The sequence below is a fragment of the Paenibacillus sp. FSL R5-0912 genome (assembly GCF_000758605.1).
Lineage (GTDB): Bacteria > Bacillota > Bacilli > Paenibacillales > Paenibacillaceae > Paenibacillus_AQ.
Window position 1 is genome coordinate 1,237,902 of record NZ_CP009282.1, and the last position, 25,429, is coordinate 1,263,330.

Here is a 25,429-nt window from a genome sequence, read left to right on the forward strand (position 1 = left end):
AGGTTGCTTGATTGGGGCGGTATTGGCGGGTTGCAGCAAGGAGAATAGTCCGGATTCAACGAATACCGGCACAAACTCACCCGCAGAAAAAACAAAGTTGAAGGCTATCATTGTAAAGCATTCCCTGACCAAGGACGTTACTCAAATGAAGTGGCTCATGGATTTGGAGGAGAAGGCAAATGTAGATATTGAGTGGCAGCAAATCTCTGCAGACTGGGATCAGAAGAAAAGTGCGCTTTTTGCAAGCGGGGAAATACCGGATTTGTTGTTTAATGCTACCCAAAATTCAGATTTTGTCCAGTTTAACGGATTATTTGAGGATATGGGGCCACTGATTGAAAAGGAAGCCCCCAATATACAAAAGATGTTCAGCGAACATCCTGAATTGAAAGCGCTTGCCACGCAGATGGACGGGAAAATCTATGGTACCCCAAGATATAAGGGGATCTGGCCCGGCTCCACAGCCACCATGTTTATCAACAAGACCTGGCTTGACAATCTTGGCCTCAAGGTGCCAGCCACCTGGGATGAGCTTGAGCAGGTGCTGATTGCTTTCCGGGACGGGGACCCGAATCAGAATGGCGACAAGACGGATGAGGTACCGATGGACTTCAACCCGATCGGGTGGGATTTCACTCCGAAGCTGCTGCTGGGCAGCCTGGGTCTGCCTTTGTCCAACAGTGCCGGTGACGGGTATTTCACAGAAGACGCCCAAGTCAAGAATTTCTATGTGGATGAGCGCTTCAAGACCTTGATGCAATTCCTCCAGAAGCTGTACGGCCAGAACCTGATCAACAAGGAAGCCGTTACGCAGGACTACTCGAAATTCCAGTCACTGGCCCGGGGCAACGGGACTACAGCCAAAGTGGGCTTCACCTGGGGCTGGGAAACGGGTGACCGTTTCGGCAATGAACTGAAGGATCAGTACATTTCACTCTCGCAGCTCAAGGAGCATGCAGATTCCACCAATGAGCTGTACTGGAGCAATGACTACTACTTCCAGAACTATGGAGCCAATGCCGTTTCCATAAGCGCCAGCTCCAAAAAGAAGGATGCCGCCATGCGGTTCATCGACGCTTTCTATGATCCGACGGTCAGTATGCAAGTGTTGTTTGGCGGAATGAACGATACGGACAAGGGAATTAAGGATAACGGGGACGGGACGTATCAGGTTCTGCCGCCTGCAGATTCTTCGCTTGACCCGGGCTCTTGGAAATGGACGAACTCGTTCGCGGATAACGGCCCGATGTATATTGCCGATGAACTGAAGGACAATTTGAAGCTGGGCACGGATATGCAAAGTGTACTGAAAGAGAAAGACATTTATACGGAGCTGCTTAACAAGGCAGATCCGAAAACAAATATCTACCCGCAGACATTTATGAAATACAGTACGGAAGACACGAATACACTGGCCATGAATCAGGCGAACATCAATAATATCACCGATCAAAAATGGGCCAACTGGCTGACAACGAAGGCAAATATCGAGAGCGAGTGGGACGCCTACGTGGCAAGTGTCAACAGCTCCGGTCTTGAACAGAATCTGCAGATCCGTCAAAAAGCTTACGAGGAATACCTCTCGACCTTGAAATAGAAACCTCATGGAAGGGGAGCTTGTTATGAAGCAGGCACAACTAAACGGATCGCAGCACACCCTTCAAGGGAAGAGCTGGCTGCAGAAGCTGGGAGGACAGTATCAGCTGTGGATTATGGTTCTTCCGGCTATTATTTACATTGCTATTTTCTGCTATGGTCCCATGTACGGAATTCAGCTTGCCTTTCGGGATTTTGATTTCAGCAAAGGGCTGACAGGTGGCGATTGGGTCGGATTTAAGTATTTTGAGCAGTATTTCAACAGTCCCATGTTCTGGCCTACGCTGAGGAATACTTTTGTCATCGCGTTTGTCTCTATCTTGTTTGGCTTCCCTATGCCTATCCTGCTGGCGCTGGTTGTTAATTCAATCCGAAGCAATAAGCGTAAGCGTGTGCTGCAGACTACCGTGTATATGCCCTACTTCATCTCCACCGTTGTCCTTGTAGCGTTGCTGCAGATCATGCTCTCCCCTACAACAGGGCTTATCGACGGTTTGCTCAAAACACTGCATTTGCTCCCGGCGGATACTAATCTCATAGGCGATCCAGGGTCGTTCGTGCCCGTCTATGTCATCTCTGCCATCTGGCAGACCTGCGGCTGGAACAGCATTATCTTCATTGCAGCACTGTCTTCGGTAGATTCACAGCTGTATGATGCCGCCCGGATTGATGGCGCGAACCGCTGGCAAACCGTCTGGCATGTGGAGATTCCGGCAATCCTGCCGACCATTATTATTTTGCTGATTATGAATATGGGGAACATTCTGAGCGTCGGCTTTGAGAAAACCTTTCTCATGCAGAACAGTCTCAACAAATCGGTATCTGAGGTTATCTCTACTTATGTATTTAACGTAGGGGTGAAGTCCAATCAGTTCAGCTTCGGATCGGCTGTGGGATTGTTTAATACAGTCATTAATTTCATGTTCTTAATATTGGCCAACTCGCTGGCCAAAAAATCTTCTAACATCAGTCTAATGTAAGGAGGGGATGGGATGTCAAGCAGACAAGCCTCTCATTCGCAACATACGGTCTATTCGGGCGGCATGGCAGACAGATTGTATACACTGATTGTTGTGCTTGTGAGTATTGCCGCATTTTTGATGGTAGCGTATCCGTTGTATTTTATCATCATCGCTTCAGTCAGCAATTCGACAATGGTCAGCCAGGGGAAGGTTATTCTCTGGCCGAAGGATATTAATTTTTACGGCTATGAACAGATTTTTAAGGATACCCGCATATGGCAGGGGTATTTCAACACGATTGTCTACACGGTGCTTGGCACTATTCTGAATCTGCTGGTTACGCTGCCGGCTGCTTACGCGCTGGCTCACCGGAAGTTCAAGGCCCGCCGGGTGATTATGCCGCTCTTTGTGTTTACCATGTATTTTGGCGGCGGGATGATTCCCACGTATCTGCTTATCCGTGACCTGCATCTGCTGAACACCCCTTGGGTAATGATCATTAACGGGGCAATAAGTGTTTTCAATCTCATTATTACAAGAACTTTCTTTGAAAGCTCAATCCCGGAAGAGCTTTACGAGGCGGCTACACTGGACGGATGCTCACATTTTCGCTATTTTATCTCTGTTGTGATTCCACTGTCCAAAGCGGTGATTTCCGTGATCACACTCTATTATATGGTGGGACACTGGAATGACTTCTTTAACGCGCTGCTCTATATTAATACCGATAGTCTTCAGCCTCTGCAGATTATTTTGCGCAACATTCTGCTGTCTAATCAGGCCTTTGCAGGCGGAGCAGGGTCAGGCGCCGGGGCGGGAGCCGGCAGCTATGCCCAGCAGTTTGCGGATCAGATTAAATACGCTGTAATCATCGTTTCCACGGTTCCGGTGCTGATGATCTATCCGTTTATTCAAAAATATTTTGAAAAAGGTGTAATGATCGGCGCCGTGAAGGGCTAAGTCAGAAATGTGAAGGGCTGCTTTTTTCAATCCGGGAGGGAGGCTTATATGAAAAAAAGTCTTGAACTGCCGGCTTTCAAAGGTGTACCGGTATCACGGGATATGAAGGAAATACTGACGCATGGCAGCAGGGAGTTCCGCATGAGTGCGCATATGACAAAGGTGCATCCGATGAACAATCTTGTGCTGTATTCACATTGGCATGAGGAACTGGAACTGCTCGTTATGGTCAAAGGCTCTGCAAAGTTTCACGTCGGGCAGGAGAAGTTTGTTGTTCAGAGCGGGGAAATTGTCTTTATTCAGCCGAACCTGCTGCATTCCGCGATCCGGCTGCAGCAGGAGGAGATCGTTTTTTATGCGGTGCTGGTACACTTCAATTTTCTCTCCAGTCTGGAGAATGATCAGATTCAACAGCAATATATTCTTCCCTTGTTCCTGAACAACAGTCGCTATCCCGTCTTGATCATGCGCGAAATGGAGGCAGAACTTCGTCTTATTCCTCTATTGGAGGAAGTATGTGATATTTACCAGCAGGAGCCTCACGCCTTTGAGATGCTGGTTAAGGCCAAGCTGTTTGAGGTATTGTACCGTCTGGAGAAGTGTGCTGCCGAGTTCAGCAGACCAGCGTTGCCCGGACAGTCACGCGGGGGCAACAGCTCCCTCTTGGCCAAAAAAACGCTGGCCTATGTCCAGCAGAATTACAGCAAACGGATCACACTTACAGAAATGGCGCGGCAGGTCAATATGAGCCCGTCTTACTTCTGCCGCTTTATGAAGAAGCAATTTGATCTTACTCCCCTGGAGTTTCTGAATGAATACCGGATATCGGAAGCCGTTGGTCTGATGGAGACGACGGATAAAAAAATCATGGAGATTGCCGAAATGACAGGCTTCAGCAATGTCAACCGATTCACGGAGACGTTCAAGAAAATGTATGGCTGCCGGCCGATGGATTACCGGAATTCAATTCGGAATTAGAGTGCAGTTGAAAGCTTGGAGGGAACTGGAGGGAATATGGATATTTTTCAGAGTTCAGACAATCGGCTGATTTGGCAGGGAAACGGGGAGACGTTATGCCTGGAGGCATGGGGCAAGGACAGTCTTCGCGTACGCAGTGCGATGATGGGAGATATTCTTGACACGGATTATGCGCTGCTGGCGCAGGATAATGAAGAAGTGGAGATTGTCATCAACGGGCATGAAGCCTCCATCCGTCATGGTAAGCTTAAGGCCATTCTGCGGTATCACAGCTGGTTCAAGAATTGCCGGATCAGCTTTTATAATCAAGAGGGAACACTGCTTCTGGAGGAATTAGACAACCATGGCAGTCTGAATCTTTCTGCCCGTAAGTTCAAGCCTATCATCGGAGGCGATTTCCGCTTGACTGCAAGCTTTGAATCGAACGCAGCCGAGAAGCTATACGGAATGGGGCAATACCAGCAGGATATTCTGAATATTAAGTACTGCAATCTTGAGCTTGCACACCGGAATTCGCAGGCCAGTGTTCCTTTTGTACTGTCGAGTCTGGGATACGGGTTGCTGTGGCATAATCCGGCTGTCGGCCGGGTCAGCTTCGGCAAGAATGTCACGGAATGGGTGGCGGAAAGCACGAAACAGCTGGATTATTGGATTACTGCAGGAGATGCACCGGCTGACATTGAGGCTAATTATGCAAGCGTTACCGGATTTGTGCCGATGATGCCTGAATATGGGCTTGGGTTCTGGCAGTGCAAGTTGCGGTACTGGAACCAGGAACAGCTCCTGGAAGTGGCCCGTGAGTATAAACGCCGCAGCCTGCCGATTGATGTGATTGTATGCGACTTTTTCCATTGGCCCAAAATGGGGGATTTCCGCTTCGAGGAGGAATTCTTCCCTGATCCGAAGGCGATGGTGGAGGAGCTCAAGCAACTAGGCATTGAGTTAATGGTATCGGTGTGGCCGCAGATTGACCTGCAGAGTGAGAATTTCGAGGAGATGCGCCAGAAGAACCTTCTGGTCAAACCTGAAATGGGGGTTAATATCTGTATGCGTTTTGGCGGTGAGAGCGTATTCTATGATGCGACCAATCCCGAAGCGCGCCGTTATGTCTGGAAGAAGTGCAAAGAAAATTACTATGACAGCGGGATTCAACTCTTCTGGCTCGATGAGGCGGAGCCGGAATACGGGGTATATGATTTTGATAATTACCGCTACCGGATGGGACCCAATGTGCAGGTCGGCAACATATATCCCCAGCTGTTCTCCCGTACCTTCTACGACGGGATGATAGCTGAAGGACAGCGGAATGTGGTTAATCTTGTTCGCTGTGCGTGGGCAGGAAGCCAGCGCTACGGTGCACTGGTCTGGTCCGGCGACATCCATAGCTCGTGGACTGATTTTCGGCGGCAGCTGTGTGCGGGATTGAATATGGGGATCGCAGGCATTCCGTGGTGGACTACAGATATTGGCGGCTTTAGCGGCGGAGACCCTGGCAATGAGAGCTTCCGGGAGCTGCTGGTGCGCTGGTTCCAGTACGGAGCCTTCTGTCCCGTAATGCGTCTGCACGGTGACCGTCAGACAACAGAGAAGGTATACCGCCAAGACGGCTCGGAAGCCCTGTTCACCGGAAACGACAATGAGGTGTGGAGCTTCGGGGAGGAGGTCTATCCGGTTCTCGTGAAGTATATGAATCTTCGTGAAGCCATGCGCCCTTATACCCGCAGCCTGATGCAGGAGGCTCATGAGAAGGGATCACCTGTTATCCGGCCTATGTTCTACGACTTCCCTCAGGAGGAGACCTGCTGGGAGCTGGAGGACCAATATATGTTCGGACCGGATATGCTGGTGGCCCCCGTGCTGGAGGAGGGAGCTTCAAGGCGCAGTGTCTACCTGCCTGCCGGGGCCCGATGGACGGAGCTTCACAGCGGGAGCGTGTATGCAGGCGGGCAGACCCTTGAAGCCGCAGCCCCGCTTGAGATCATTCCGGTCTTTTTGAAGAATGGCGCCTGGGAAGAATTAGTGGGTATGATATAGGGAGGATAAGAAATCTGGGGCGGGCAGTGGCAGAAGTGCAAATATTCACCGTTATGACGAATGAACTTTAGTGTGATCTGAAAAAGCAGTCATTCCGCTTGGGGATGAACTGCTTTTTTTTATTTTATGTACCCAGCTTTTTTAACAATATACTGCTCTACCCAATCAGAATTGCATTTGAAAGAGTAGATTACTATGAGGGTGTTGTGGTTGGAGCGGTAGCAATGGCTTGTGGCGAAAAAGTGGACAGGGGGTAAAGGGCGCATTCATTTCTGATGACAGAATTCAGATTTCATTATAGGAACGGGGGGACTATCCATGGATTTCAGTGCATTGACTGGCCTTTTTGTGAATAACAATGGTTCGGTCGTGCTAAATGTCCTGTTATCTACTGCATTAATCTGGAGTATTAAGCAAATTGCGAACAAAGAGAAAGTGATTCAGAATTACCAGAAACGTGATGAAGAGAACGAAAAGCAGTTGAATGAATATAACCGTACGCTCGTGAAGCTGCTAATCGAGAGAGGCCATGCGGAGAAAAAACCTAAAGATGAGGAGGTCGTCAACAAGTGAAGCTCCTCGATATATTCAGAAAACACGAGGTAAAGCCCTGCCGTGTGGAGCATGAGATAGATACCTTGGGCAAAATTCAGGAAGCGTACGAATCCAATGATCTGGAGAAACTCATTGATCTGCACCGTACCGGCTTAGGTAGAAGGGGAGATGATCTGCATGGAAATTGTTGACTTGACACTAATCACACTGGAAACGATAGCCTTTATGGCTTTTACTGCTTATGTTATCCGTTACCGCAGATATTTTATGGGACGAGGCGCCTTGCGGACGTATAATTTGTATCTCCGGAGTGTATGGGTTACCTACGGGGCTGTAGCACTGCTATGTCTCAATTTGTTGTGGGGACGGCTGAACATCATTCTCGGATATAATACAGACGGCAGCCTATCGGACATCATGAGGGAATATGTCCTGATTCTGACCCTTATAATGCTCGTATTCTCAGGCTGGATGCATAAGGAGCTATGGGATTCCAACCGGCGTGAAGAAAGGACCCGTGCCCGTTCAAGCCAATCAAGCAGACTCAAATAGGCCTGAATTGGCCCAGAGAGGTGCTGATTCACCTCAAAGCTATTCTGGTGCAGGACGAGCTGGCCAACGGACGGGATCTCCCGGGGAAGTATACAGCATTCACAGCGTATTCTGCTCTCGTGAACAAGGAAATTCATATATAATAGGGGAAAAGAGTACAAGGAGGCGGTCTGTTTGACTACTAAAAATACACTCCAGGTGGCCACCTTCGCCGGCGGCTGCTTCTGGTGTATGGTCAAGCCGTTCGACGAGCTGCCGGGTATAGTCTCGGTGGTATCCGGTTACACGGGAGGACATACGGAGAACCCTACCTATGAGGCATTAGGAAGAGAGGCTACAGGGCATAGGGAGGTGGTGCAGATCACCTTTGACCCGGAACGTTTCCCTTATGAACGACTGCTGGACATTTATTGGCAGCTGATTGATCCGACAGACGGCGGCGGGCAATTTATGGACCGGGGGCGTGCGTACGAGGCGGCGATTTTTGTACACAGCGAAGAGCAGCGGCAGAAGGCGGAGCTGTCGAAGGCGGCGCTTCAGGCCAGCAAACGGTTCAAAGCACCGATTGTGACGGAAATTCTGCCGGCAGCAGCCTTCTATCCGGCGGAAGCGGAGCATCAGCATTATTATAGAACTCATCCGCTCGACTATAAGCTGTACCAGAAGGGTTCAGGCCGTGATGATTTCACGGAGCTGCACTGGAACAGCCGGGAAGATAAGAAGCAGCTGCTGAATCAGCTGACAGAGCTGCAATATGAAGTATCGCAGAGGAAGGCCATGGAGCCGCCGTATCAGAACGAGTATTGGAACCACTTCGGGGAAGGGATCTACGCCGATATTATCAGCGGTGATCCGCTATTCAGCTCCACTGACAAATTCGATGCTGGCACCGGCTGGCCCGGATTCACCAGGCCGGTGGAAGAGGGGCTGATCCGCCGAGAAGCAGACTACGGCAGCGGCGAAGTGCGGACGGTCCTGCGCAGCAGGCTGAGCGGGGCTTATCTGGGGGATTTATCCTACGATGGCCCGGAGCCGGCGAAGCTGCATTACCGGGTGAATTCCGCCGCACTGCGTTTTATTCCGAAGAATGAGCTTGCGGAGAAAGGGCTTGGGCGGTATTTAGAGCTATTTGAGCGGGAGAGCCAAGGATAACCCCGGATTGAAGGCTGGCTTCAGGACTGTATATCATATGTATTAGGGCAGGCTCCCGGATGTGGGGGACTGCCCTAACTTGTTTTTAACGAGGATTATTCATGATTAGCGAGTGTAAGGCATATTATATAACGTGATGAGCCGGAGGACTCTTTTATTCGCGGAATCAATGTTGTATTAAGTCGCATTCCCGATTGTGAAGAAGCAGCCTGAAACAGAATAAGCCGTAATTTAGTGATTAGTGATATAGAAGCCGGTACCTCTATTAGGGTATGGGCTTTTTCTATTACCCGGGAAGCAGGTGAGGCGTATGCTCCAAATAGACAATCAAACCGTCATGATCCACGGCAATACATTAACTATTGAGGAAGTTATTAAGGTGGCCCGGTATCATCGGATGGTGGACCTGGGCGTGGAGAGCTGCCGCAAGGTGGACCGTAGCCGCAAATATGTAGAGAAGCTCCTGTTGGAGAAAAAAGTAGTGTACGGCCTCACGACCGGCTTCGGCAAATTCAGTGATACGTGCATCTCGCCGGAGGACACGAAGCAGCTGCAGCTTAATCTGATCCGCAGCCACTGCTGCGGAATTGGCGAGCCGTTCCCGGAGGAGATCGTGCGCGCAATCTTGCTGCTGCGGATAAACGCCTTATCCCTTGGTTATTCCGGCATCCGTCTGGAGGTGATCCGGCTGATGGTGGAGATGCTTAACCGGGGCGTCATTCCGGTGATTCCTGAAAAAGGCTCCCTGGGCGCAAGCGGTGACCTTGCCCCTTTGTCGCATATGGTACTGGTTCTGATCGGCGAAGGCGAAGCTTATTATCAGAGTATACGGATGCCCGGTGCTCAGGCGCTGGCCAAAGCGGGGCTTGCGCCAATTGTTCTTGCAGCCAAGGAAGGGCTGGCCCTGATCAACGGAACACAGGTGATGACCGCTGTCGGCACGCTGGCCTGCTGGGATGCGCTGAATCTGGCCAACTGGGCGGACTGCACAGCCGCACTCAGCTGTGAGGCGCTGCGGGCGGTCCGTGATGCGTTCGACCCGGCGACACATGCAGTTCGTCCGCATAAGGGCCAGCGGCAGGTAGCCGACAACATCCGCAATCTGACGGACGGCAGCAAGCTGATGACCGGCCAGGGAGAAGTGCGGGTGCAGGACGCCTATTCGCTGCGCTGCGCGCCGCAGGTTCACGGCGCAAGCCGTGATGCGCTGGCTTACATCGCAGAGAAGCTGGAGATTGAGATCAACTCGGCCACAGACAATCCGCTGATCTTCGCGGATGAAGACAAGGTGATCTCAGGCGGGAATTTCCACGGGCAGCCGGTTGCGCTGCCGATGGATCATCTGTCCATCAGCGCGGCGGAGCTGGCGGATATTGCCGAGCGGCGGATCGAGCGGCTGGTCAATCCGCAGCTGAACGAGGGACTGCCCCCGTTCCTGACGAAGAACGGAGGGCTGCAGTCCGGGTTCATGATCGCCCAGTATGCGGCGGCGTCTGTGGTGTCCGAGAATAAATCACTGGCTCATCCGGCCAGTGTGGATTCGATCCCCTCCTCCGGCAATCAGGAGGATCATGTAAGCATGGGCACGATCGGCGCCCGGAAGGCGAAGCAGATCGTCGATAATGCCTATGCGGTGCTGGCGATCGAGCTGCTCTGCGGGGCGCAGGCCATTGACTTCCGGGGGCCGGAGCTGCTCGGGGCGGGCACGAAATGGCTGTATGACCGCTGCCGCGAGCAGGTCCCGTTCGTGGATGGTGACCGGGTGCTGTCCGGTGATTTCGCCACCATCGCCGAGTGGATGAAGGAAGCTGATGTACTGGAGGAGCTGTTCGCACTGGTTCCGTTTCATTCCTGATCAAGGGCAACCGATTACGGCCGATTTTGATGAAGGGAATGTTGTATTTTGCACAAGATTTTTAATCAAACCAGCACGTATGAAAGTTTCCCGCTGGAAGGGGAGTTATCTCCAGCATAAGTAGTCACCGGGTTTCCGGCATGATCAGCGTGTTCAATGGAGGGGGAGTTAAGAATATGAATATGGATGAACCAAGAGTCTGCCGCGCGCCAAGAGGCAACGGGCTGAACACCAAGGGCTGGGTGCAGGAAGCGGCGCTGCGCATGCTGATGAACAATCTCGATCCCGAGGTGGCGGAGCACCCGGAGCAATTGGTTGTCTATGGCGGAATCGGCAAGGCCGCGCGCAACTGGGAGAGCTATGGTGCTATTGTGCGCTCCCTTAAGATGCTCGAAGACAACGAAACCCTGCTGATTCAGTCCGGCAAGCCGGTTGCCGTCTTCCGCACCCATCGTGATGCCCCGCGCGTGCTGCTGGCGAATTCCAATCTGGTCCCAGCCTGGGCCAACTGGAGTACCTTCCATGAGCTGGATCAGAAGGGGCTGATGATGTACGGGCAGATGACGGCAGGCAGCTGGATTTATATCGGCACACAGGGAATTGTGCAGGGCACGTACGAGACCTTCGCGGAATGCGCCAGACAGCATTTCGGCGGTTCGCTGCAGGGGACGATCACACTTAGCGCGGGACTCGGCGGCATGGGAGGCGCGCAGCCGCTGGCTGTCACCATGAACGGCGGGGTATTCATCGGCATCGATGTGGACCGGACACGGATTGAGAAAAGAATCCAGTCCCGCTACTGCGATGTACTGGCCGAAACGCTGGATGAGGCGTTGGCTCAGGCTGAAGCGGCCCGAAGCGCCGGGCGGGCGCTCTCGGTTGGCCTGCTCGGCAATGCAGCGGAGCTGCTGCCGGTGATGATTACCTGGGGCTTCGTCCCGGATATTCTGACCGACCAGACCTCGGCCCATGATCCGCTGAACGGCTATGTGCCGGAAGGCTTCACGGTGGATACGGCTAAGCTGCTAAGAGTTCAGGACCCGCAGGAATACGTCAAATTGGCCAAACAGAGTATCGCCCGCCACGTCGAAGCGATGCTGGAGCTTAAGCGGAGGGGAGCGGTTACCTTCGACTACGGTAATAATATCCGCCAGGTGGCCTATGATGAAGGCGTGAAGCAGGCTTTTGACTTCCCGGGCTTCGTCCCGGCCTACATCCGCCCGCAATTCTGTGAAGGCAAAGGACCGTTCCGCTGGGTCGCCCTGTCGGGCGATCCTGAAGATATCTATAAGACGGATGCGGCTATTCTGAAGGCATTCCCGGATAACGAAGGGCTGCAGCGCTGGATTACTCTGGCGCAGGCGAAGATCTCGTTCCAGGGGCTGCCTGCACGGATTTGCTGGCTCGGCTACGGTGAACGGGCGAAGTTCGGGCGGATTATCAATGATATGGTGGCAGCCGGAGAGCTGTCTGCGCCGATTGTTATCGGCAGGGATCATCTCGACGCAGGCTCTGTCGCTTCCCCCAACCGGGAGACGGAAGCGATGCGTGACGGCAGTGATGCGGTGTCGGATTGGCCGCTGCTGAATGCACTGGTCAATACCGCTGCCGGCGCCAGCTGGGTATCACTGCACCACGGCGGAGGCGTCGGCATGGGCTATTCGCAGCATGCCGGAATGGTTGTGGTGGCGGATGGAACGAAGGAAGCGGAAGCACGGCTTGAACGGGTGCTGACCTCAGATCCGGGGATGGGCGTAGTCCGCCATGCGGATGCGGGTTATCCTCTGGCTGTGGAGACAGCCAAGGCGCAAGGCATTGTGATACCCATGCTGATTGACCCGAAAGGAGTCAAGTGATGATCTATATTCAGAACGCTGCCCAGATCGCGACGCTTGGCGGTGCCAGCAATAAGCCGAAGACAGGCAAGGAGATGGAGGAGCTTGGGCTAATCGAGTACGGGGGAATCGTGATCGAGGACGGTATCTTCACCTTCGTCGGCAGTGATGAGGATGCGCGCGGCTATGTGAAGCAGCATGCCGGGAATAAGCAGGTGACGGTGTTCTCAGCGGAAGGGAAGACCGTCACGCCGGGGCTGGTCGATCCCCATACCCATGCCGTTTTTGCCGGCTCCCGGGAGTTTGAGCTGAATCTGCGGCTGCAGGGCGCTAAATATATGGACATTCTAAATGCCGGAGGTGGAATCCTGTATTCCACCGAACGGACCCGGGAAGCTACGGAGGAGCAGCTGATCGCCGAAACCGTGAAGCGGCTGGACCGTTTCCTGGCGCATGGAGTAACCACCATCGAAGCCAAGAGCGGATACGGCTTGCGGCTGGAGGATGAGCTGAAGCAGCTGCGCGCGGCCCGCAGACTGGATGCTTCCCATCCGGTAGAGGTGGTGTCCACATTCATGGGAGCCCATGCCGTGCCGGTGGAATATCGCGGCGATGCAGATGGATATGTCCGCAGTGTAATTGAAGAGATGATTCCGGCTGTGGCCCGGGAGGGGCTGGCGGAGTTCTGTGATGTGTTCTGCGAAGAGGGAGTATTCACGGTGGAGCAGTCAAGGGACATTCTGGAGGCAGGCCGGAGCTGGGGGCTGAAGCCCAAGCTTCATGCCGATGAGATTGTCTCCTGCGGAGGAGCGGAGCTGGCCGCCGAGCTGGGGGCAGTGACAGCGGATCATCTGCTGCATGCTTCCGAAGCTGGCATACAGGCAATGGCGGAGAACGGGGTAATCGCCGTATTGCTTCCCGGCACAGCCTTCTTCCTGATGGCGAAGCCGGCCGATGCCCGGGCCATGATCAATGCCGGTGTGCCTGTCGCGCTGTCGACCGACCGCAATCCAGGCTCCTCCCCGACGGAATCGCTGCCGTTTATTATGAATCTGGCCTGCCTGACGATGGGCATGACTCCGGCGGAGGTGCTGACGGCCTGTACAATCAATGCGGCACATGCCCTTGGCCGGGCTGATAGGATCGGCAGTATTGAGGTTGGCAAACAGGCGGATCTGGTGATGTTCGATGCACCGAACGTTCTCTACCTTCAGTACCATTATGCGGTAAATCTGGTGGATACCGTGTTCAAGAAGGGTGAGGCAGTCATTCAGAACGGACGGAGGGTATGGTGATGAGATCCTTGCGGATTAATGCGGACCGTCTGCAGAATAACATCCGGGAGCTGGGCATGTTTGGCCTGAATGAGGAGACCAGAGGGTTGGACCGGACGACCTTCACTGAGGCTGAACTGGCCGCACGGCAGTGGCTCAAGAGTAAGCTGCTGGCTCTGCAGCTGAAGGTCAGGGTAGATGAAGCGGCGAATATCTGGGCCACCCGTAGGGGAGCGGGACAGGGGAATGCATCCGGAGTCTCGGATGCTATGGAATATCCAGAGGTTTCCGGAGATTCAGAGGTTTCAGGAAATATGGCTGGAGTGGAGGGTTCAGATCCTTCAAGAGATTCCGCAGCTGCCGGTGGCTTCGGCGTTTCCGGCAGAGCACATCGCAGCCTTCCCGTCATCGCATTCGGCTCACATATCGATACGGTCCCGAACGGCGGTAAATATGACGGTGCGCTAGGGGTTCTGCTGGCGCTGGAAGTAATGACAGTACTGGTAGAGAATAAGACCAGTACCCGCCATCCGCTGGAGCTGGTCTCCTTCAGCGCCGAGGAGCCGAATCCGTTCGGACTTTCTACGTTCGGCAGCCGTGCGGTCGCGGGAAAGCTCAGCCGGAGTGATCTTACCGGAGTGCGTAATGAACGTGGGGAGCTGCTGACGGAGGCCCTGCTGCTGGCCGGCGGTGATCCTGAGCATTTCGGGAACTGCCGGAGAGCCCCGGCGGAGCTTGCTGCTTATCTTGAAGTCCATATTGAGCAAGGCAAACGGCTGCTGGACCGTGACATTCCAGTAGGGATCGTGACTGCCATCACGGGGATATATCGCGAAGAAATTACCGTTACGGGAGAAGCCAATCACGCCGGGACAACCCTGATGGCTGACCGGAAGGATGCGCTGATGGGCGCCTCAGAGATGATGCTGGCGTTCGAAGCGGTCTGCCGGAAGCATCCGGCGGATGAAGCCGTAGGCACGATTGGCCGGATCTGCAATGAACCGAATGCCGCCAATATTATTCCGGAGAAGGTAGTCTTTCACCTGGAGGCCAGAGGGGAGACGCGTCAGCGTATTCAGGAACTGATAGAGGCCTGGGGCGAGCAGGCTCAGGCTATTGCCGGGAGAAGAGGTCTACTTCTGGAGCGGCGGCTGATTCTGGATCAGGCACCGCAGCCAATGGATGCGCTGATCATGGATGTGAGTGCTGTACAGGCGGAGGCCCTGGGGATTTCTGCCCTTCACCTGGGCAGTATGGCGGGGCATGATGCGACCCATATGGCTTCGCTGACCCGCGCAGGAATGCTCTTCGTTCCGAGCCTGGGCGGTAAAAGCCACTGCCCGGAAGAAGAGAGCCGGATAGCGGATATTGAGAAGGCGGGCAATGTACTGCTGCAGTCTATTCTGGCACTCGATGAGCAACTAAGCCGTTAGGAGGATCAAACCATGCGCGAAATATATTCAGCAGATGTTCTGTACACGCAGGACGAATTCAAGAAGAATGGCGCGCTGTTGGTAGAGAACGGGATAATTGCGGATGTGGGAGAGCGTGAGGAGCTGCTGCGCCGCTATCCCGACGCCAGGCACATCCCCTGGGAGGGCAGAGCTATCGTTCCCGGCACCGTTAATTCACATAATCACTCCTTCCAGAGCCTGCTGCGCGGGATTGCAATTGATAAGCCGTTTCTGGAATGGCGGGATCGGGCCCTGTACAAGTACACGCCGCTTCTCGATGAAGAAGCCATCTATACCGGTGCGCTGCTTGCTTTCGGGGAGATGCTGCGCTACGGAATCACGACAGTCTGCGATTTCTTCTATGTGCATAACGGCGGAACTACCTATGATGAAGCCGTAATCCGGGCTGCGGGTGATCTGGGTATCCGGCTTGTATTTGCCCGTACCATGTATGACTGGACCGGGGCGCCGCTGGCTTACCGGGAGACGGTTCCGGAGGCTGTGGAGCGTACCCGGTTATTAGCCAAGAAGTATCAGGGCAATCCCATGGTTACGGTGCATCCGGCTCCGCATAGTCCGCATGCGGCTTCATCGGAGATGATTAAGGCCGGGCATAAGCTGGCCATGGAGCTGGATACACCTTTTCACATTCATGTGGCGGAAGAAATATTCGAGGTTGAAGAGATCCAGCGTGACTATGGCCTGCGGCCTGTGCATTATCTGGATTCCCTGGGCGTGCTCGACGAGCGGATGATTGCAATTCATCTGGTCTGGCTGGAAGAATCCGAGATTGAGCTAATCGGTGCTAGACACGGGTCACTGGCGTATTGCCCGTCCAGCAACATGTTCCTGGCTGACGGTGTGACCCGTATTCCCGACCTGCTGAAGGCAGGCGTCAGAGTAACACTCGGGACCGACGGAGGCTGCAGCAACAACCGGATCAGTGTGTATGAGGAGATGCGCATGTGCGCGCTGCTGCAGAAGGTCAGCCGGCTGGACGGCACCTGCATCACCGCCGGGGAGGTGTACCGTATGGGCACCCGGAGTGCCGGTGGGATTCTACGGCTGCCGGTGGGCTCGCTCGAAACCGGGCAGTACGCCGACTTCGCGGCGCTCGACCTTCATGATCTGTCACTGGCACCTAAGCGGGAATTGTTCGCGAACATGGTCTATGCGATGCAGCCGGGAGCGATCCGGACAGTAGTCGTGGGCGGGAAGGTGGTTTTTGAGCAAGGAAAGATTCAGACCGTGTCCGATTCGTCTATCGGCCGGCGGGTAGACCAATGGTTTGAGAAATGCGCGAAGCTGGAGTAGTTCTAGATAGATCTTCATTGGAGGATGATTGTATTTAGTACAGTAGAACTCAACTTATTTGGGGTTAAAACTCTTTCTATTGTATTTCATACATTTGATTTCTGGAGTTTGGCTCCATAACCCCTTTACTGCTGGATTCTGCTGTACAGAATACAACAGATGCAGTTTTTACGTAGATATGGAGCTGATTTATTGTGCAAAATGCAATTGAACTCTCGTTTGGGCGCTTTGAACGCTTAACGTAACTCCTATGGAGTTGTAGAGCAGCTCTAACGTAAATTCCACCAGTGCGATCTGTATAAAAAGTAAATAATGGAAGCCTGGTTATAATTAAAGCTGCCGAAAGCATAAGCTTGTCTATAGGTCCTGTCCACAAAAGGGGTTGAAGACTTGGCGAGTGCACTTCTAGGCAGCTTTTTATCTGCAATGGCTACGGTGCTTGGCGTGATTCCCATCCTGTTCGTGAAGCGGCTGTCAGAGCTGTGGAAGGATGTTCTGGTTGCCTTCACCGCCGGAATTATGGTGTCAGCGACCACCTTCGGGCTGATGCCGCAGGCGATCAAAGAGTCGGGAATCATCGCCCTTACGCTTGGCTTGATTACCGGGGTGCTTCTGCTTGATCTGATCGAGAGTCATATTCCGCATATTGATGTGGAGAACAAGCCCGGTCTCAGTAATCTGGATTCCAAAGCGCTGCTCGTGATGATCGCGCTGTTCATCCATAATATTCCCGAGGGGCTCAGTACGGGCTTCAGCTATGCGAGTGAACAGGCAAGCCTGGGTCCCATGGTGGCTATTGCAATCGGAGCCCAGAATATGCCGGAAGGCCTGATCCTGGCAGTGTTTCTGATGAATGCCCGCGCGACCCGGCGCAAGGCATTGACTATTGCTGCCCTGACCGGCCTGATGGAGATGGTGTCTGCGGTTATCGGGTATTTTACAGCCAGCTATGTGCAGAATGTAGTCGGTTACGGGCTGGCCTTCGCGGCCGGAGCGATGCTCTTCATTGTCTATAAGGAGCTGATCCCGGAGAGCCACGGCCACGGGTATGAGCGGCCTTCAACTTATTCGTTTATATTCGGCCTGCTGGCGATGGTGTATATTACAACGTTTTTTGGCGGATGAAGGATTTGATTCTCAATAATCAGACCGCCTATGGTGCCATGGACACCAGGCGGTTTTTCGTATTGGAATGGAAACTTCGCACCATTTGCGTCTGCTTCCCAAAGCAGCTATACTGGCTGTTATCCCAGCGATTCATAGAGCGCTAGCTTGAAGATGGAAGGTGTGAATGGATGGACAGACTAACCTGGGAAGCTTTGCTGACATTTGTACTTCTGGTTGCTGGTTTCATAAGCTTGTATGCTGCAATTCACAAACGGACGAATTTTGCCCGTTACAGTATGACGGTTCTGCTGGCAGCCAGCGGGGCGCCGCTCGCGGTAATGCTGGTGCTGGAGAGCCGGAGAGACGCGCTCGATGCGAATATTGGACTGGGTATGGCTTTTTTGCTGACATGGCTCATTACTGCCCTGGTATTTGCCGCTTCGGTGATTATATGGATCGTTAAGAAGAGAAAGCAGGGTTAACCGGATTTATTGCTGTAATTCAAACTTGTTCCCCGGATGTATGAAAAAAGAAGCTGTCCAATGACTGCAGATTTCCTGCAGCTTCAAAGGCAGCTTCTTTGGCTTTGTAAACATTCAACTCTACAAGTGCAGTGTATACCGTCCTGCCTTGCTCACCTTACGGACAGCCTCTAGCTCAAGCGCAGAGAGCGGCGGTGAGGCAGCGGATGCAACATTCTGCCGCAGCTGCGCAAGGCTGCTCGCTCCGGGAATAATAGCGGCAACGGCCGGCTCGGCCAGCGGATACTGCAGCGCTGTCTGTGTCAAGGTACGGGTGAGGGTAGTCTGCTGCATCAGCTGGCCGTGCAGCTCTGACAGCTCCGCGGCAGTATAGTCCAGATATGCCCGCTTCGCCTTGCTGCGGCCATGTTCTGTCAGGATGCCGCTGGCCAGCGGTCCCCGCGCAATCAGGCTGATGCCCTCCCGGGCCAGCAGCGGAAGGATACTCTCCTCCGGGCGTCTGTCGAGAATGCTGTACTGGCTCATCACGCTGACAATTCCTGAGCGCTGCACATATTCCCGGATGACATTCGGCCGGATGGAGGAAATCCCGTAATAGCGGATGACCCCTTCCTGCTTCAGCTCCTCAAAGGCTTCGATCGTCTCGTCAATCTCATCCTCCAGTGTTCCCCCATGCAGCTGATACAGATCGATATAATCGGTCTGCAGCCTGCGCAGACTTTCTTTCACCGCCGAGCGGATATAGGCTTTGGAAGCATCCCAGCTCCAGCCCTCTTGACCGGGAATTCTGCGGTTGCCCACTTTGGTGGCCAGAATTACATCTGCACGGCGGTGCCGGATCGCCTGGCCGACGATTTCCTCATTGCGGCCTTCATCGTAGAGATCGGCGGTATCCAGGAAATTGATTCCGTGATCAAGCGCCTCGTGAATAATAGCAGCAGCCTTCGCCTCATCCGTCCCTAGCGACATACAGCCGAGGCCCATAGAGCTTACATATAAATCAGATTGTCCCAAACGGTTAGTGTTCATCTGACCTGACGTCCTTTCGTTACTGTAATTGTGTCTATTATATCATCAGGATCAAGTGGAAACGGCTACACCGTCCTTCAAAGGACGGTATCCGTTTCAGCGAGAAAGATAAGGAACATTTATTGCGTGAAGCATATACATTCTTATCTGTGCGCAAAAACGGCAATCCTGCCGCCGTTGACTGTCAGCCGGGCGTGTAGGATTGCCGTCATAAGTATGAATAGAAGTTGTCTTACAGTCTTCCAGGCGCTTGGGTTATCCGCGTAAAATGTTCTCAATCTGCTCCAGCTCTTCTGCACTCAGCTCAGGCGCATTCAGGGAAGCTACAGCATCTTCGATCTGGCTGACTTTGCTCGCGCCGATCAGGGCGGAGGTCACTTTGCCGCCGCGGAGTACCCAGGATAAGGCGAGCTGGGACATCTTCTGTCCGCGGGCTGCGGCAATATCGTTCAGCTTGCTTACCTTGGCGATCACCTCGGCCGTGATTTCCTTCTCGGAGAGGAACACGCTTGGTCCGGCTGCGCGGGAATCCGCGGTAATGCCTTTCAGGTAACGGTCGGTCAGGATACCCTTTTGCAGCGGAGAGAAGGCGATAGTGCCGATGCCTTCTTCAGCCAGCACATCCTGCAGCCCGTCTTCGATCCAGCGTGACATCATCGAATAGTTCGGCTGATGAATCAGGCAGGGAGTGCCGAGACGGCGGAGAATCTGCGCGGCTTCACGCGCCTCTTCAGGCTTGTAGTTCGAAATACCGACATACAGCGCTTTGCCCTGGCGTACTAACAGATCCAGTGCAGACATGGTTTCTTCGAGCGGCGTATTCGGATCTGGACGGTGGTGATAGTAGATATCCACATAATCCAGGCCGAGCCGCTTCAGGCTCTGATCGAGACTGGACACGAGATACTTCTTGGAGCCCCATTCGCCGTACGGGCCGGGCCACATATAGTAGCCGGCTTTGCTGGAGATGATCAGCTCATCGCGGTACGCGGCGAGATCCTTCTTCAGAATCTGCCCGAAGCTCTCTTCGGCGGTGCCTGCGGGCGGACCGTAGTTATTGGCGAGATCGAAGTGGGTAATCCCCAGGTCGAAAGCGCGGCGGACCATGGCCCGGCCGTTCTCGAACACATCGTTGCCGCCGAAATTATGCCAGAGTCCAAGCGAAATCGCCGGGAGCAGCAGGCCGCTGCGGCCGGTGCGGTTATATTTCATAGTGTCATAGCGTTCAGGACTAGCGGTATACATATTATTCCTCCTGTAATTTGTTGGTTAGTGTGTTCTGTGATTAATGTGTACAAACTGGCGCTCCCTATCCGGGGAATGTTAGCGTTTGCTTCTCAGGGCAGGGCACGTCCTTATTGTAGCGAATCCGTGGGGATAATCGTATGTCAGCATGGATGAAGTTTATAGAACAATGTCAGTATCCGTGTGGCGGATGCGGTATTCTTTGGGGGGGCAGCCTTTAACCTTTTTGAACATACGGGAAAAGAGCAGTGCATCCTGATACCCGACCGAATGCGAGATCTCGCCGATGGTGCAGCTGGTCTCGGTCAGCAATTCGCAGGCCTTGGCAATCCGGAAATTAAGCAGATACTGCTGCGGCGGCAGACCGATCGTCCGTTTGAACAGCGTGGACAGATACTTGCGGTCCAGCTTCAAGGAAGCGGACATGCTCTCCACGGTGACATTCTCACAGTAATGGGCATGCAGGTAGTGGAGGCATTGCTCGACATAGACACTCTTTTGACGCGGAATCACCAGGTTGGCAGTGGCCGGAACCGTGCGCAGCAGCAGGGAGAAGAACTCATAGAGGATTACCTTGAGCGGCAGATCCAGCATATCCTGGCAATCAGCGGCTTCAGACAGCTTCTCGAATAGAGACGGCATGAGCTCTTGATCCATCGGGAACACCGGCTGCTCCGGCGACAGCGACGTCCGCGACAGCAGATATCCGGCTTCTTCTCCGGTAAAAGCAATCCATGAGTAGGTCCAGGGACTGTCCGGGTCTGCGGCATAATGCGTCACAACATGGGGATAGGTGAGGAAGGCTTGTCCTGCCCCCAGCGTGTGGCTCGCTTCCCCGACAACGACTTTGCCGGTGCCTTCGTGAATGAAGTGGATTTTGTACAAATCACGGACCCCGGGTCCGACGGAATGGCCGGGTGCGCATTGCTCCTGTCCCCAATAATGGAGATGGAGATCGGGACTGGTGCGGTGTGGACGATGGGAATTATATTTGAATATGGCCATGCTTCAGCCTCTTTCCTGTATAGGGAGTGTTCTTTGCCTAAAAAGCGTATATTCCCCATTATACATCAGTTTCACCAAGGCTGATCAACCGCAAAATAACCCCATAAAGTGAGGCTCTGGCTTCGATGAATTGCTCAGGTACTTTACGGTGACCCCAAGGCAGATACACCGCAAAAAGTCCCGGCTCCGCTGAAAGGGAGGGGGACCTTACGTACATATTTCATAACACAGATGCCGGAGTTTCGGCAGGGTCAGGCTTCCATTTTGAGCATAACGAGCTCTTCCACGGGCACCCCGTTCACCAGATGCTCCTCCACAATGCGCGCCACATCATCGGTGGTTACATTGTAGTACCAGATTCCGTCAGGATACACGATGACAAAAGGGCCGTTGCCGCATAGGCCGAGGCAGCTGGTTTTGTTGATTTTGACCGTTTTGTTAATCCCGTGTTCCACCATCTGCTCTTTGAATTCCTGCATGACCTCTTCGACATCCTGGTTATTGCAGTGTTCGCTGCAGCAGAAAAGTAAATGCTTCTTGAGCACCTTCAAACGCATATTCATCGCGGTTCCCCCTAAATGATATCTGAGTGGCTGACCTGTCTTATGAGGAGTATAGTCTCTTTTGGCGGTGCTGTAATGTGGTTGAGCCCATTGTTCTAAAAGGCTTAATAAATGCCATGAGGAGGATAATTGGATGTGATCTATGCTGACTCCGAAACGGGAAATATGAGTAAAATGTGTCCGGGATGCAGGAGAAAATGCGCTTGGGAATTATTTCCCGGATTATTTCCTGTTTCATAAATAATTTTGAGGTTACGTTTACAGTTTTATAAAATATCAGTTTCGCGGATGCCTGTTTGGTTAAGTAAGGGATGTGAAAGTTAAAGTGAGACCAATCCTTATTCACAAAATAAGCTACCAGGAGGGAATCGTTATGAATAAGAAAATTGTAGGTGTATTCTATACCGAGCATGAAGCTTCACGGGCCATTGAAGACTTGAAAAGTCACGGGTTTCTGACAGAGGATATCTCAGTGATAGCGAGAAATAAACGGGATGTTGAAGCGATCAGTGATGAGACAGGAACCAAGGCGCCTGAGGGCATGGCATCGGGTGCAGCAACAGGCGGTATACTCGGCGGTGTCACCGGGCTGCTGGCAGGCATCGGCGCGCTGGCGATACCGGGGATCGGGCCTATTATTGCTGCGGGACCAATTGCCGCGACATTGACGGGAGCAGCCGTAGGTGCAGGAACAGGCGGGCTTGTGGGCGGTCTGATCGGGCTGGGTATTCCGGAGGATGAAGCGGAGAGTTATGACAATTATGTGGATGAAGGGCGCATTCTGGTTATGGTTGATACAGATAACACGCGGGAAAGTGATGCATACTCGATATTCCGCAACCATAATTCAGCGAACGCAGACCGTTATATGGATGATCCTAATACAACCGGCGATGCTGCGGATACCGCACGTCATTCGGTAACAGATACCGTGGATGCCGCGTTCAACGGCTCGGGTCTTGAAGGCAGGGATGATACAGGGCTGGATACGATGAATTCGGCAACGGAGCATGATCTCCCGGGGACAAGAGCACTGGATGATGTGAACCGGCCGGGAATGACGGGAGATGTATATTCCGGTACAGCGAATGGCATAGACGGGACGCTGGATCATACACGAACTGGCAGGTCCAATGATCTGGATGAAGACCGCAAGCTGCGTTTGCGTGAAGAACAGCTGGATGTATCCAAGAACAAGGTGCAGACAGGTGAGGTCAACGTACACAAGGAGATCATTGAAGAGCAGAAAATGATCAATGTCCCGGTGAGCGAGGAGCAGGTGGAGGTCCGCAAGAATACGGTCGATACCGGTGAAGTCGGAATTCACAAACGTGAGGTTCAGGGAACCGAGCAGGTACAGGATACGGTCAGACGCGAGGAAGCGCGGGTCAACAAGAGCGGTGAGGTGAAGGTGGACGGCAGTGACGAGCTGCTGAGAGACCACAGCCGCAGCCGGTAAGAATCAGGGACGTTATGACGTGCTGACAGGCTAGATGACGGAATTTGTCATTAAAGCTAAAGCTAATGGGAACGGCTTTGCCGTCACTTTAAGCATGGAACTGTGTCAGCGAGATAATAAAAGGGTTTCCGTGAAGTCCAGCCGGACTTCACGGAAACCCTTTTGTATATCCAGATCCTACATAAAGGCCGCATTGGCTCTGGCCGGAATGACCTCCGGGATGTCCTTGCCCGGCAGGAAATGAATGCTGCGGATGTAGCGGATCGTGCGGCTCTGCGCCCGCATGATCACCGAATGGGTCTCGGCGCGTTCCTTGCCGATGAAGCGGACGCCGCTGAGGAACTCGCCGGAGGTTACCCCGGTGGCGGCGAAGATGACATCGCCGGTGCCGACCATATCCTCCATGGACAGCACCCGTGCCGGATTGTCCAGGCCCATCTGCAGGCAGCGCTGCATCTCGAAGGGGCCTTCGGGCAGCAGCCTGCCCTGAAGCTCGCCGCCCAGGCAGCGCAGTGCGGCAGCGGCGAGGACACCTTCCGGTGCTCCCCCGGAGCCCATGTACAGATCTACATCGCTGTCCGGCAGCGCAGCGGCTATTGCCCCGGCGACATCGCCGTGATTGATCAGCTTGATGCGCACGCCTGCTTCACGCAGGATGCTGATTAAGCCTTCATGCCGCTTGCGGTCCAGCACCATCACCGTCAGCTCGGAGAGCGCTTTGCCGGTGATCATGCCGGCTTTGCGCAGCGTTACTTCGGCCGGTTCGTCCAGGCTTAGCTTACCGGCCAGCTCCGGTCCGCAGGCCAGCTTCTCCATATAGATATCCGGCGCATGCAGCAGGCTGCCCTTGTCAGCAATTGCAATCACCGACTGTGCATTATGCAGTCCGCAGGCGACGACCTCGGTCCCTTCCAGCGGATCTACCGCTACATCGACTGAAGGCCCGCTCTGGTTACCGACACGTTCTCCGATATAGAGCATCGGCGCCTCATCCATCTCGCCTTCGCCGATCACCACGGTTCCGTCAATGGAGACAGAATCGAACATGGAACGGATTGCGGTTGTGGCAGCATCATCTGCCGCATTCTTGTCGCCCCGGCCAATCCAGCGTGCTGAGGATAAAGCACCCAATTCAGTGACCCGTACAATTTCCAGTGCCAATTCGCGTTCCATAATGATTCCCTCCAGTGTAGTTAGAATAGTTAGATTAGATATATCCCATGATAATGCCGGCGGTTTCTTCAATCGCCTTATCCGTAATATCAATAACCGGGCAGCCCAGCTTGGCGAACAGTGTTGCCGCATATTCCATCTCTTCTGTAATGCGTTCGAGGCTGGCATATTGCGAGCCGGTAGGCAAACCCAGCATCTTCAGCCGCTCAGAGCGGATCTTCAGCATGTACTCCGGCTTCATGGTCAGTCCGATGATCCGGTTCGGCGGCAGGCTCAGCAGCTGCTGCGGCGGACCGACCTCCGGGACAACCGGATAATTCACCACCTTCTTACCGCGGTGGGCCAGAAAGATGCTGAGCGGTGTCTTCGAGGTGCGGGACATGCCGAGCAGAACAATATCTGCCTTAAGCATGGCCCCGAGATCACGTCCGTCATCACAGGCGACGGTGAATTCAATCGCCTCGATCCGGCTGAAATATTCCTCATCCAGCTGATGGAGCAGTCCGGGCCTGGCCTCCGGAGCATCATCGAAGGTATCGATGAAGGCCTGCATCATCGGGCCCATAATATCCACAATCCGCAGATCGAGGCGGACCGCCTCCTCGCGGATCATCTCCCGCAGCTCCGGCTGGACCAGGGTATAAGCTACGAAACCCTGAAGCTGGGCGGTCTCTTCCATTAATTTGCGCAGTTCATCTTCATGTCTGACATTGCCGTATCTTCTGATCGTGACACGCTGATTCTGAAATTGGTGAATGACGGCCTGCACGACAGCTTCCGCCGTATCTCCAATAGAATCCGAGCATATCGTAATGTAATGGGTGGATGGCTCCATGCTCTATCGA

At 53.5% G+C, this 25,429-nt stretch carries 22 protein-coding genes; 16 read left to right on the top strand and 6 right to left on the bottom strand.

From position 1 onward, the window contains the following. Window positions 1-145 precede the first annotated feature (145 nt). The 15 genes from R50912_RS05315 to R50912_RS05385 all read left to right on the top strand — a co-directional run bounded on the left by R50912_RS05315 (window position 146) and on the right by R50912_RS05385 (window position 18,110). A complete protein-coding gene (locus R50912_RS05315) occupies window positions 146-1,597 on the top strand; it encodes a type 2 periplasmic-binding domain-containing protein (protein ID WP_231637778.1) in 1,452 nt (483 codons plus the stop codon). A gap of 25 nt (window positions 1,598-1,622) precedes the next feature. Next, window positions 1,623-2,576 (top strand): ABC transporter permease, encoded by a 954-nt coding sequence (locus tag R50912_RS05320; RefSeq protein WP_442950503.1) that lies wholly within the window; start codon window positions 1,623-1,625, stop codon window positions 2,574-2,576. Window positions 2,577-2,639: 63 nt separating this feature from the next. Continuing rightward, the gene (locus R50912_RS05325) at window positions 2,640-3,518 is read left to right on the top strand and encodes a carbohydrate ABC transporter permease (protein ID WP_042241626.1); all 879 of its coding nucleotides are present in this window, start codon (window positions 2,640-2,642) and stop codon (window positions 3,516-3,518) included. A 48-nt stretch (window positions 3,519-3,566) separates the two neighbouring features. Continuing rightward, entirely contained in the window at window positions 3,567-4,496 is a 930-nt protein-coding gene (locus R50912_RS05330; RefSeq protein ID WP_042232986.1) for an AraC family transcriptional regulator, read from the top strand. 36 nt (window positions 4,497-4,532) lie between these two features. After that, window positions 4,533-6,530 carry a glycoside hydrolase family 31 protein gene (locus R50912_RS05335; RefSeq protein ID WP_042232988.1) on the top strand — a complete coding sequence of 666 codons (1,998 nt, stop codon included), beginning with the start codon at window positions 4,533-4,535 and terminating at the stop codon, window positions 6,528-6,530. A 318-nt stretch (window positions 6,531-6,848) separates the two neighbouring features. Beyond that, window positions 6,849-7,103 (top strand): hypothetical protein, encoded by a 255-nt coding sequence (locus R50912_RS05340; RefSeq protein WP_042232989.1) that lies wholly within the window; start codon window positions 6,849-6,851, stop codon window positions 7,101-7,103. 159 nt (window positions 7,104-7,262) lie between these two features. Next, window positions 7,263-7,637 carry a hypothetical protein gene (locus tag R50912_RS05345; RefSeq protein ID WP_042232991.1) on the top strand — a complete coding sequence of 125 codons (375 nt, stop codon included), beginning with the start codon at window positions 7,263-7,265 and terminating at the stop codon, window positions 7,635-7,637. 174 nt (window positions 7,638-7,811) lie between these two features. Further along, window positions 7,812-8,789 (top strand): peptide-methionine (S)-S-oxide reductase MsrA, encoded by a 978-nt coding sequence (gene msrA / locus R50912_RS05350; RefSeq protein WP_042232993.1) that lies wholly within the window; start codon window positions 7,812-7,814, stop codon window positions 8,787-8,789. A 310-nt stretch (window positions 8,790-9,099) separates the two neighbouring features. After that, window positions 9,100-10,644: a histidine ammonia-lyase gene (gene hutH / locus R50912_RS05355; RefSeq protein WP_042232995.1), complete on the top strand. Its 1,545-nt coding sequence runs from the start codon at window positions 9,100-9,102 to the stop codon at window positions 10,642-10,644. A gap of 176 nt (window positions 10,645-10,820) precedes the next feature. Next, window positions 10,821-12,500 (top strand): urocanate hydratase, encoded by a 1,680-nt coding sequence (hutU, locus tag R50912_RS05360; protein ID WP_156122957.1) that lies wholly within the window; start codon window positions 10,821-10,823, stop codon window positions 12,498-12,500. Next, window positions 12,500-13,774: an imidazolonepropionase gene (gene hutI / locus R50912_RS05365; RefSeq protein ID WP_042232997.1), complete on the top strand. Its 1,275-nt coding sequence runs from the start codon at window positions 12,500-12,502 to the stop codon at window positions 13,772-13,774. The genes hutU and hutI overlap by 1 nt, the downstream gene beginning before the upstream one ends. Then, the gene (locus R50912_RS05370; protein WP_042232999.1) at window positions 13,774-15,186 is read left to right on the top strand and encodes a Zn-dependent hydrolase; all 1,413 of its coding nucleotides are present in this window, start codon (window positions 13,774-13,776) and stop codon (window positions 15,184-15,186) included. The genes hutI and R50912_RS05370 overlap by 1 nt, the downstream gene beginning before the upstream one ends. Before the next feature lie 12 nt (window positions 15,187-15,198). After that, window positions 15,199-16,521 carry an amidohydrolase family protein gene (locus tag R50912_RS05375; RefSeq protein ID WP_042233001.1) on the top strand — a complete coding sequence of 441 codons (1,323 nt, stop codon included), beginning with the start codon at window positions 15,199-15,201 and terminating at the stop codon, window positions 16,519-16,521. Window positions 16,522-16,911: 390 nt separating this feature from the next. Then, window positions 16,912-17,646, top strand: a complete 735-nt coding sequence (locus tag R50912_RS05380; RefSeq protein ID WP_081956385.1) for a ZIP family metal transporter — start codon at window positions 16,912-16,914, stop codon at window positions 17,644-17,646. Between the two features lie 170 nt (window positions 17,647-17,816). Then, on the top strand, window positions 17,817-18,110 hold the full coding sequence (locus tag R50912_RS05385) for a hypothetical protein (protein WP_042233002.1): 294 nt from the start codon (window positions 17,817-17,819) through the stop codon (window positions 18,108-18,110). Between the two features lie 120 nt (window positions 18,111-18,230). Here the strand turns inward: R50912_RS05385 and R50912_RS05390 are convergent, their stop codons facing one another. The 4 genes from R50912_RS05390 to R50912_RS05405 form a co-directional block, all read right to left on the bottom strand. Beyond that, on the bottom strand, window positions 18,231-19,139 hold the full coding sequence (locus R50912_RS05390; RefSeq protein WP_042233004.1) for an aldo/keto reductase: 909 nt from the start codon (window positions 19,137-19,139) through the stop codon (window positions 18,231-18,233). A gap of 255 nt (window positions 19,140-19,394) precedes the next feature. Further along, on the bottom strand, window positions 19,395-20,384 hold the full coding sequence (locus R50912_RS05395) for an aldo/keto reductase (RefSeq protein ID WP_042233006.1): 990 nt from the start codon (window positions 20,382-20,384) through the stop codon (window positions 19,395-19,397). A gap of 159 nt (window positions 20,385-20,543) precedes the next feature. Next, window positions 20,544-21,389 carry an AraC family transcriptional regulator gene (locus R50912_RS05400; RefSeq protein WP_042233008.1) on the bottom strand — a complete coding sequence of 282 codons (846 nt, stop codon included), beginning with the start codon at window positions 21,387-21,389 and terminating at the stop codon, window positions 20,544-20,546. A 251-nt stretch (window positions 21,390-21,640) separates the two neighbouring features. Continuing rightward, window positions 21,641-21,952 (bottom strand): (2Fe-2S) ferredoxin domain-containing protein, encoded by a 312-nt coding sequence (locus R50912_RS05405; RefSeq protein ID WP_042134087.1) that lies wholly within the window; start codon window positions 21,950-21,952, stop codon window positions 21,641-21,643. A 373-nt stretch (window positions 21,953-22,325) separates the two neighbouring features. On the opposite strand from R50912_RS05405, the gene R50912_RS36395 reads away from it, so the two are divergent. Next, window positions 22,326-23,411 (top strand): YsnF/AvaK domain-containing protein, encoded by a 1,086-nt coding sequence (locus R50912_RS36395; RefSeq protein WP_042233010.1) that lies wholly within the window; start codon window positions 22,326-22,328, stop codon window positions 23,409-23,411. 177 nt (window positions 23,412-23,588) lie between these two features. On the opposite strand, the gene glpX is transcribed toward R50912_RS36395, so the two are convergent. Both glpX and R50912_RS05420 read right to left on the bottom strand, forming a co-directional pair. After that, window positions 23,589-24,584, bottom strand: a complete 996-nt coding sequence (gene glpX / locus R50912_RS05415) for a class II fructose-bisphosphatase (protein WP_042233012.1) — start codon at window positions 24,582-24,584, stop codon at window positions 23,589-23,591. 34 nt (window positions 24,585-24,618) lie between these two features. Beyond that, window positions 24,619-25,419 (bottom strand): pyruvate, water dikinase regulatory protein, encoded by an 801-nt coding sequence (locus tag R50912_RS05420; protein WP_039302045.1) that lies wholly within the window; start codon window positions 25,417-25,419, stop codon window positions 24,619-24,621. Between the last annotated feature and the right edge of the window lie 10 nt (window positions 25,420-25,429).

What these genes read in the sequence shown, in the direction of transcription:
- R50912_RS05315 (WP_231637778.1), top strand. Translation starts at nt 146, where the DNA reads ATGAAGTGGCTCATGGATTTGGAGGAGAAGGCAAATGTAGATATTGAG.
- R50912_RS05320 (WP_442950503.1), top strand. Translation starts at nt 1,623, where the DNA reads ATGAAGCAGGCACAACTAAACGGATCGCAGCACACCCTTCAAGGGAAG.
- R50912_RS05325 (WP_042241626.1), top strand. Translation starts at nt 2,640, where the DNA reads ATGGCAGACAGATTGTATACACTGATTGTTGTGCTTGTGAGTATTGCC.
- R50912_RS05330 (WP_042232986.1), top strand. Translation starts at nt 3,567, where the DNA reads ATGAAAAAAAGTCTTGAACTGCCGGCTTTCAAAGGTGTACCGGTATCA.
- R50912_RS05335 (WP_042232988.1), top strand. Translation starts at nt 4,533, where the DNA reads ATGGATATTTTTCAGAGTTCAGACAATCGGCTGATTTGGCAGGGAAAC.
- R50912_RS05340 (WP_042232989.1), top strand. Translation starts at nt 6,849, where the DNA reads ATGGATTTCAGTGCATTGACTGGCCTTTTTGTGAATAACAATGGTTCG.
- R50912_RS05345 (WP_042232991.1), top strand. Translation starts at nt 7,263, where the DNA reads ATGGAAATTGTTGACTTGACACTAATCACACTGGAAACGATAGCCTTT.
- hutH (WP_042232995.1), top strand. Translation starts at nt 9,100, where the DNA reads ATGCTCCAAATAGACAATCAAACCGTCATGATCCACGGCAATACATTA.
- hutU (WP_156122957.1), top strand. Translation starts at nt 10,821, where the DNA reads ATGAATATGGATGAACCAAGAGTCTGCCGCGCGCCAAGAGGCAACGGG.
- hutI (WP_042232997.1), top strand. Translation starts at nt 12,500, where the DNA reads ATGATCTATATTCAGAACGCTGCCCAGATCGCGACGCTTGGCGGTGCC.
- R50912_RS05370 (WP_042232999.1), top strand. Translation starts at nt 13,774, where the DNA reads ATGAGATCCTTGCGGATTAATGCGGACCGTCTGCAGAATAACATCCGG.
- R50912_RS05375 (WP_042233001.1), top strand. Translation starts at nt 15,199, where the DNA reads ATGCGCGAAATATATTCAGCAGATGTTCTGTACACGCAGGACGAATTC.
- R50912_RS05385 (WP_042233002.1), top strand. Translation starts at nt 17,817, where the DNA reads ATGGACAGACTAACCTGGGAAGCTTTGCTGACATTTGTACTTCTGGTT.
- R50912_RS05390 (WP_042233004.1), bottom strand. Translation starts at nt 19,139, where the DNA reads ATGAACACTAACCGTTTGGGACAATCTGATTTATATGTAAGCTCTATG.
- R50912_RS05395 (WP_042233006.1), bottom strand. Translation starts at nt 20,384, where the DNA reads ATGTATACCGCTAGTCCTGAACGCTATGACACTATGAAATATAACCGC.
- R50912_RS05400 (WP_042233008.1), bottom strand. Translation starts at nt 21,389, where the DNA reads ATGGCCATATTCAAATATAATTCCCATCGTCCACACCGCACCAGTCCC.
- R50912_RS05405 (WP_042134087.1), bottom strand. Translation starts at nt 21,952, where the DNA reads ATGAATATGCGTTTGAAGGTGCTCAAGAAGCATTTACTTTTCTGCTGC.
- R50912_RS36395 (WP_042233010.1), top strand. Translation starts at nt 22,326, where the DNA reads ATGAATAAGAAAATTGTAGGTGTATTCTATACCGAGCATGAAGCTTCA.
- glpX (WP_042233012.1), bottom strand. Translation starts at nt 24,584, where the DNA reads ATGGAACGCGAATTGGCACTGGAAATTGTACGGGTCACTGAATTGGGT.
- R50912_RS05420 (WP_039302045.1), bottom strand. Translation starts at nt 25,419, where the DNA reads ATGGAGCCATCCACCCATTACATTACGATATGCTCGGATTCTATTGGA.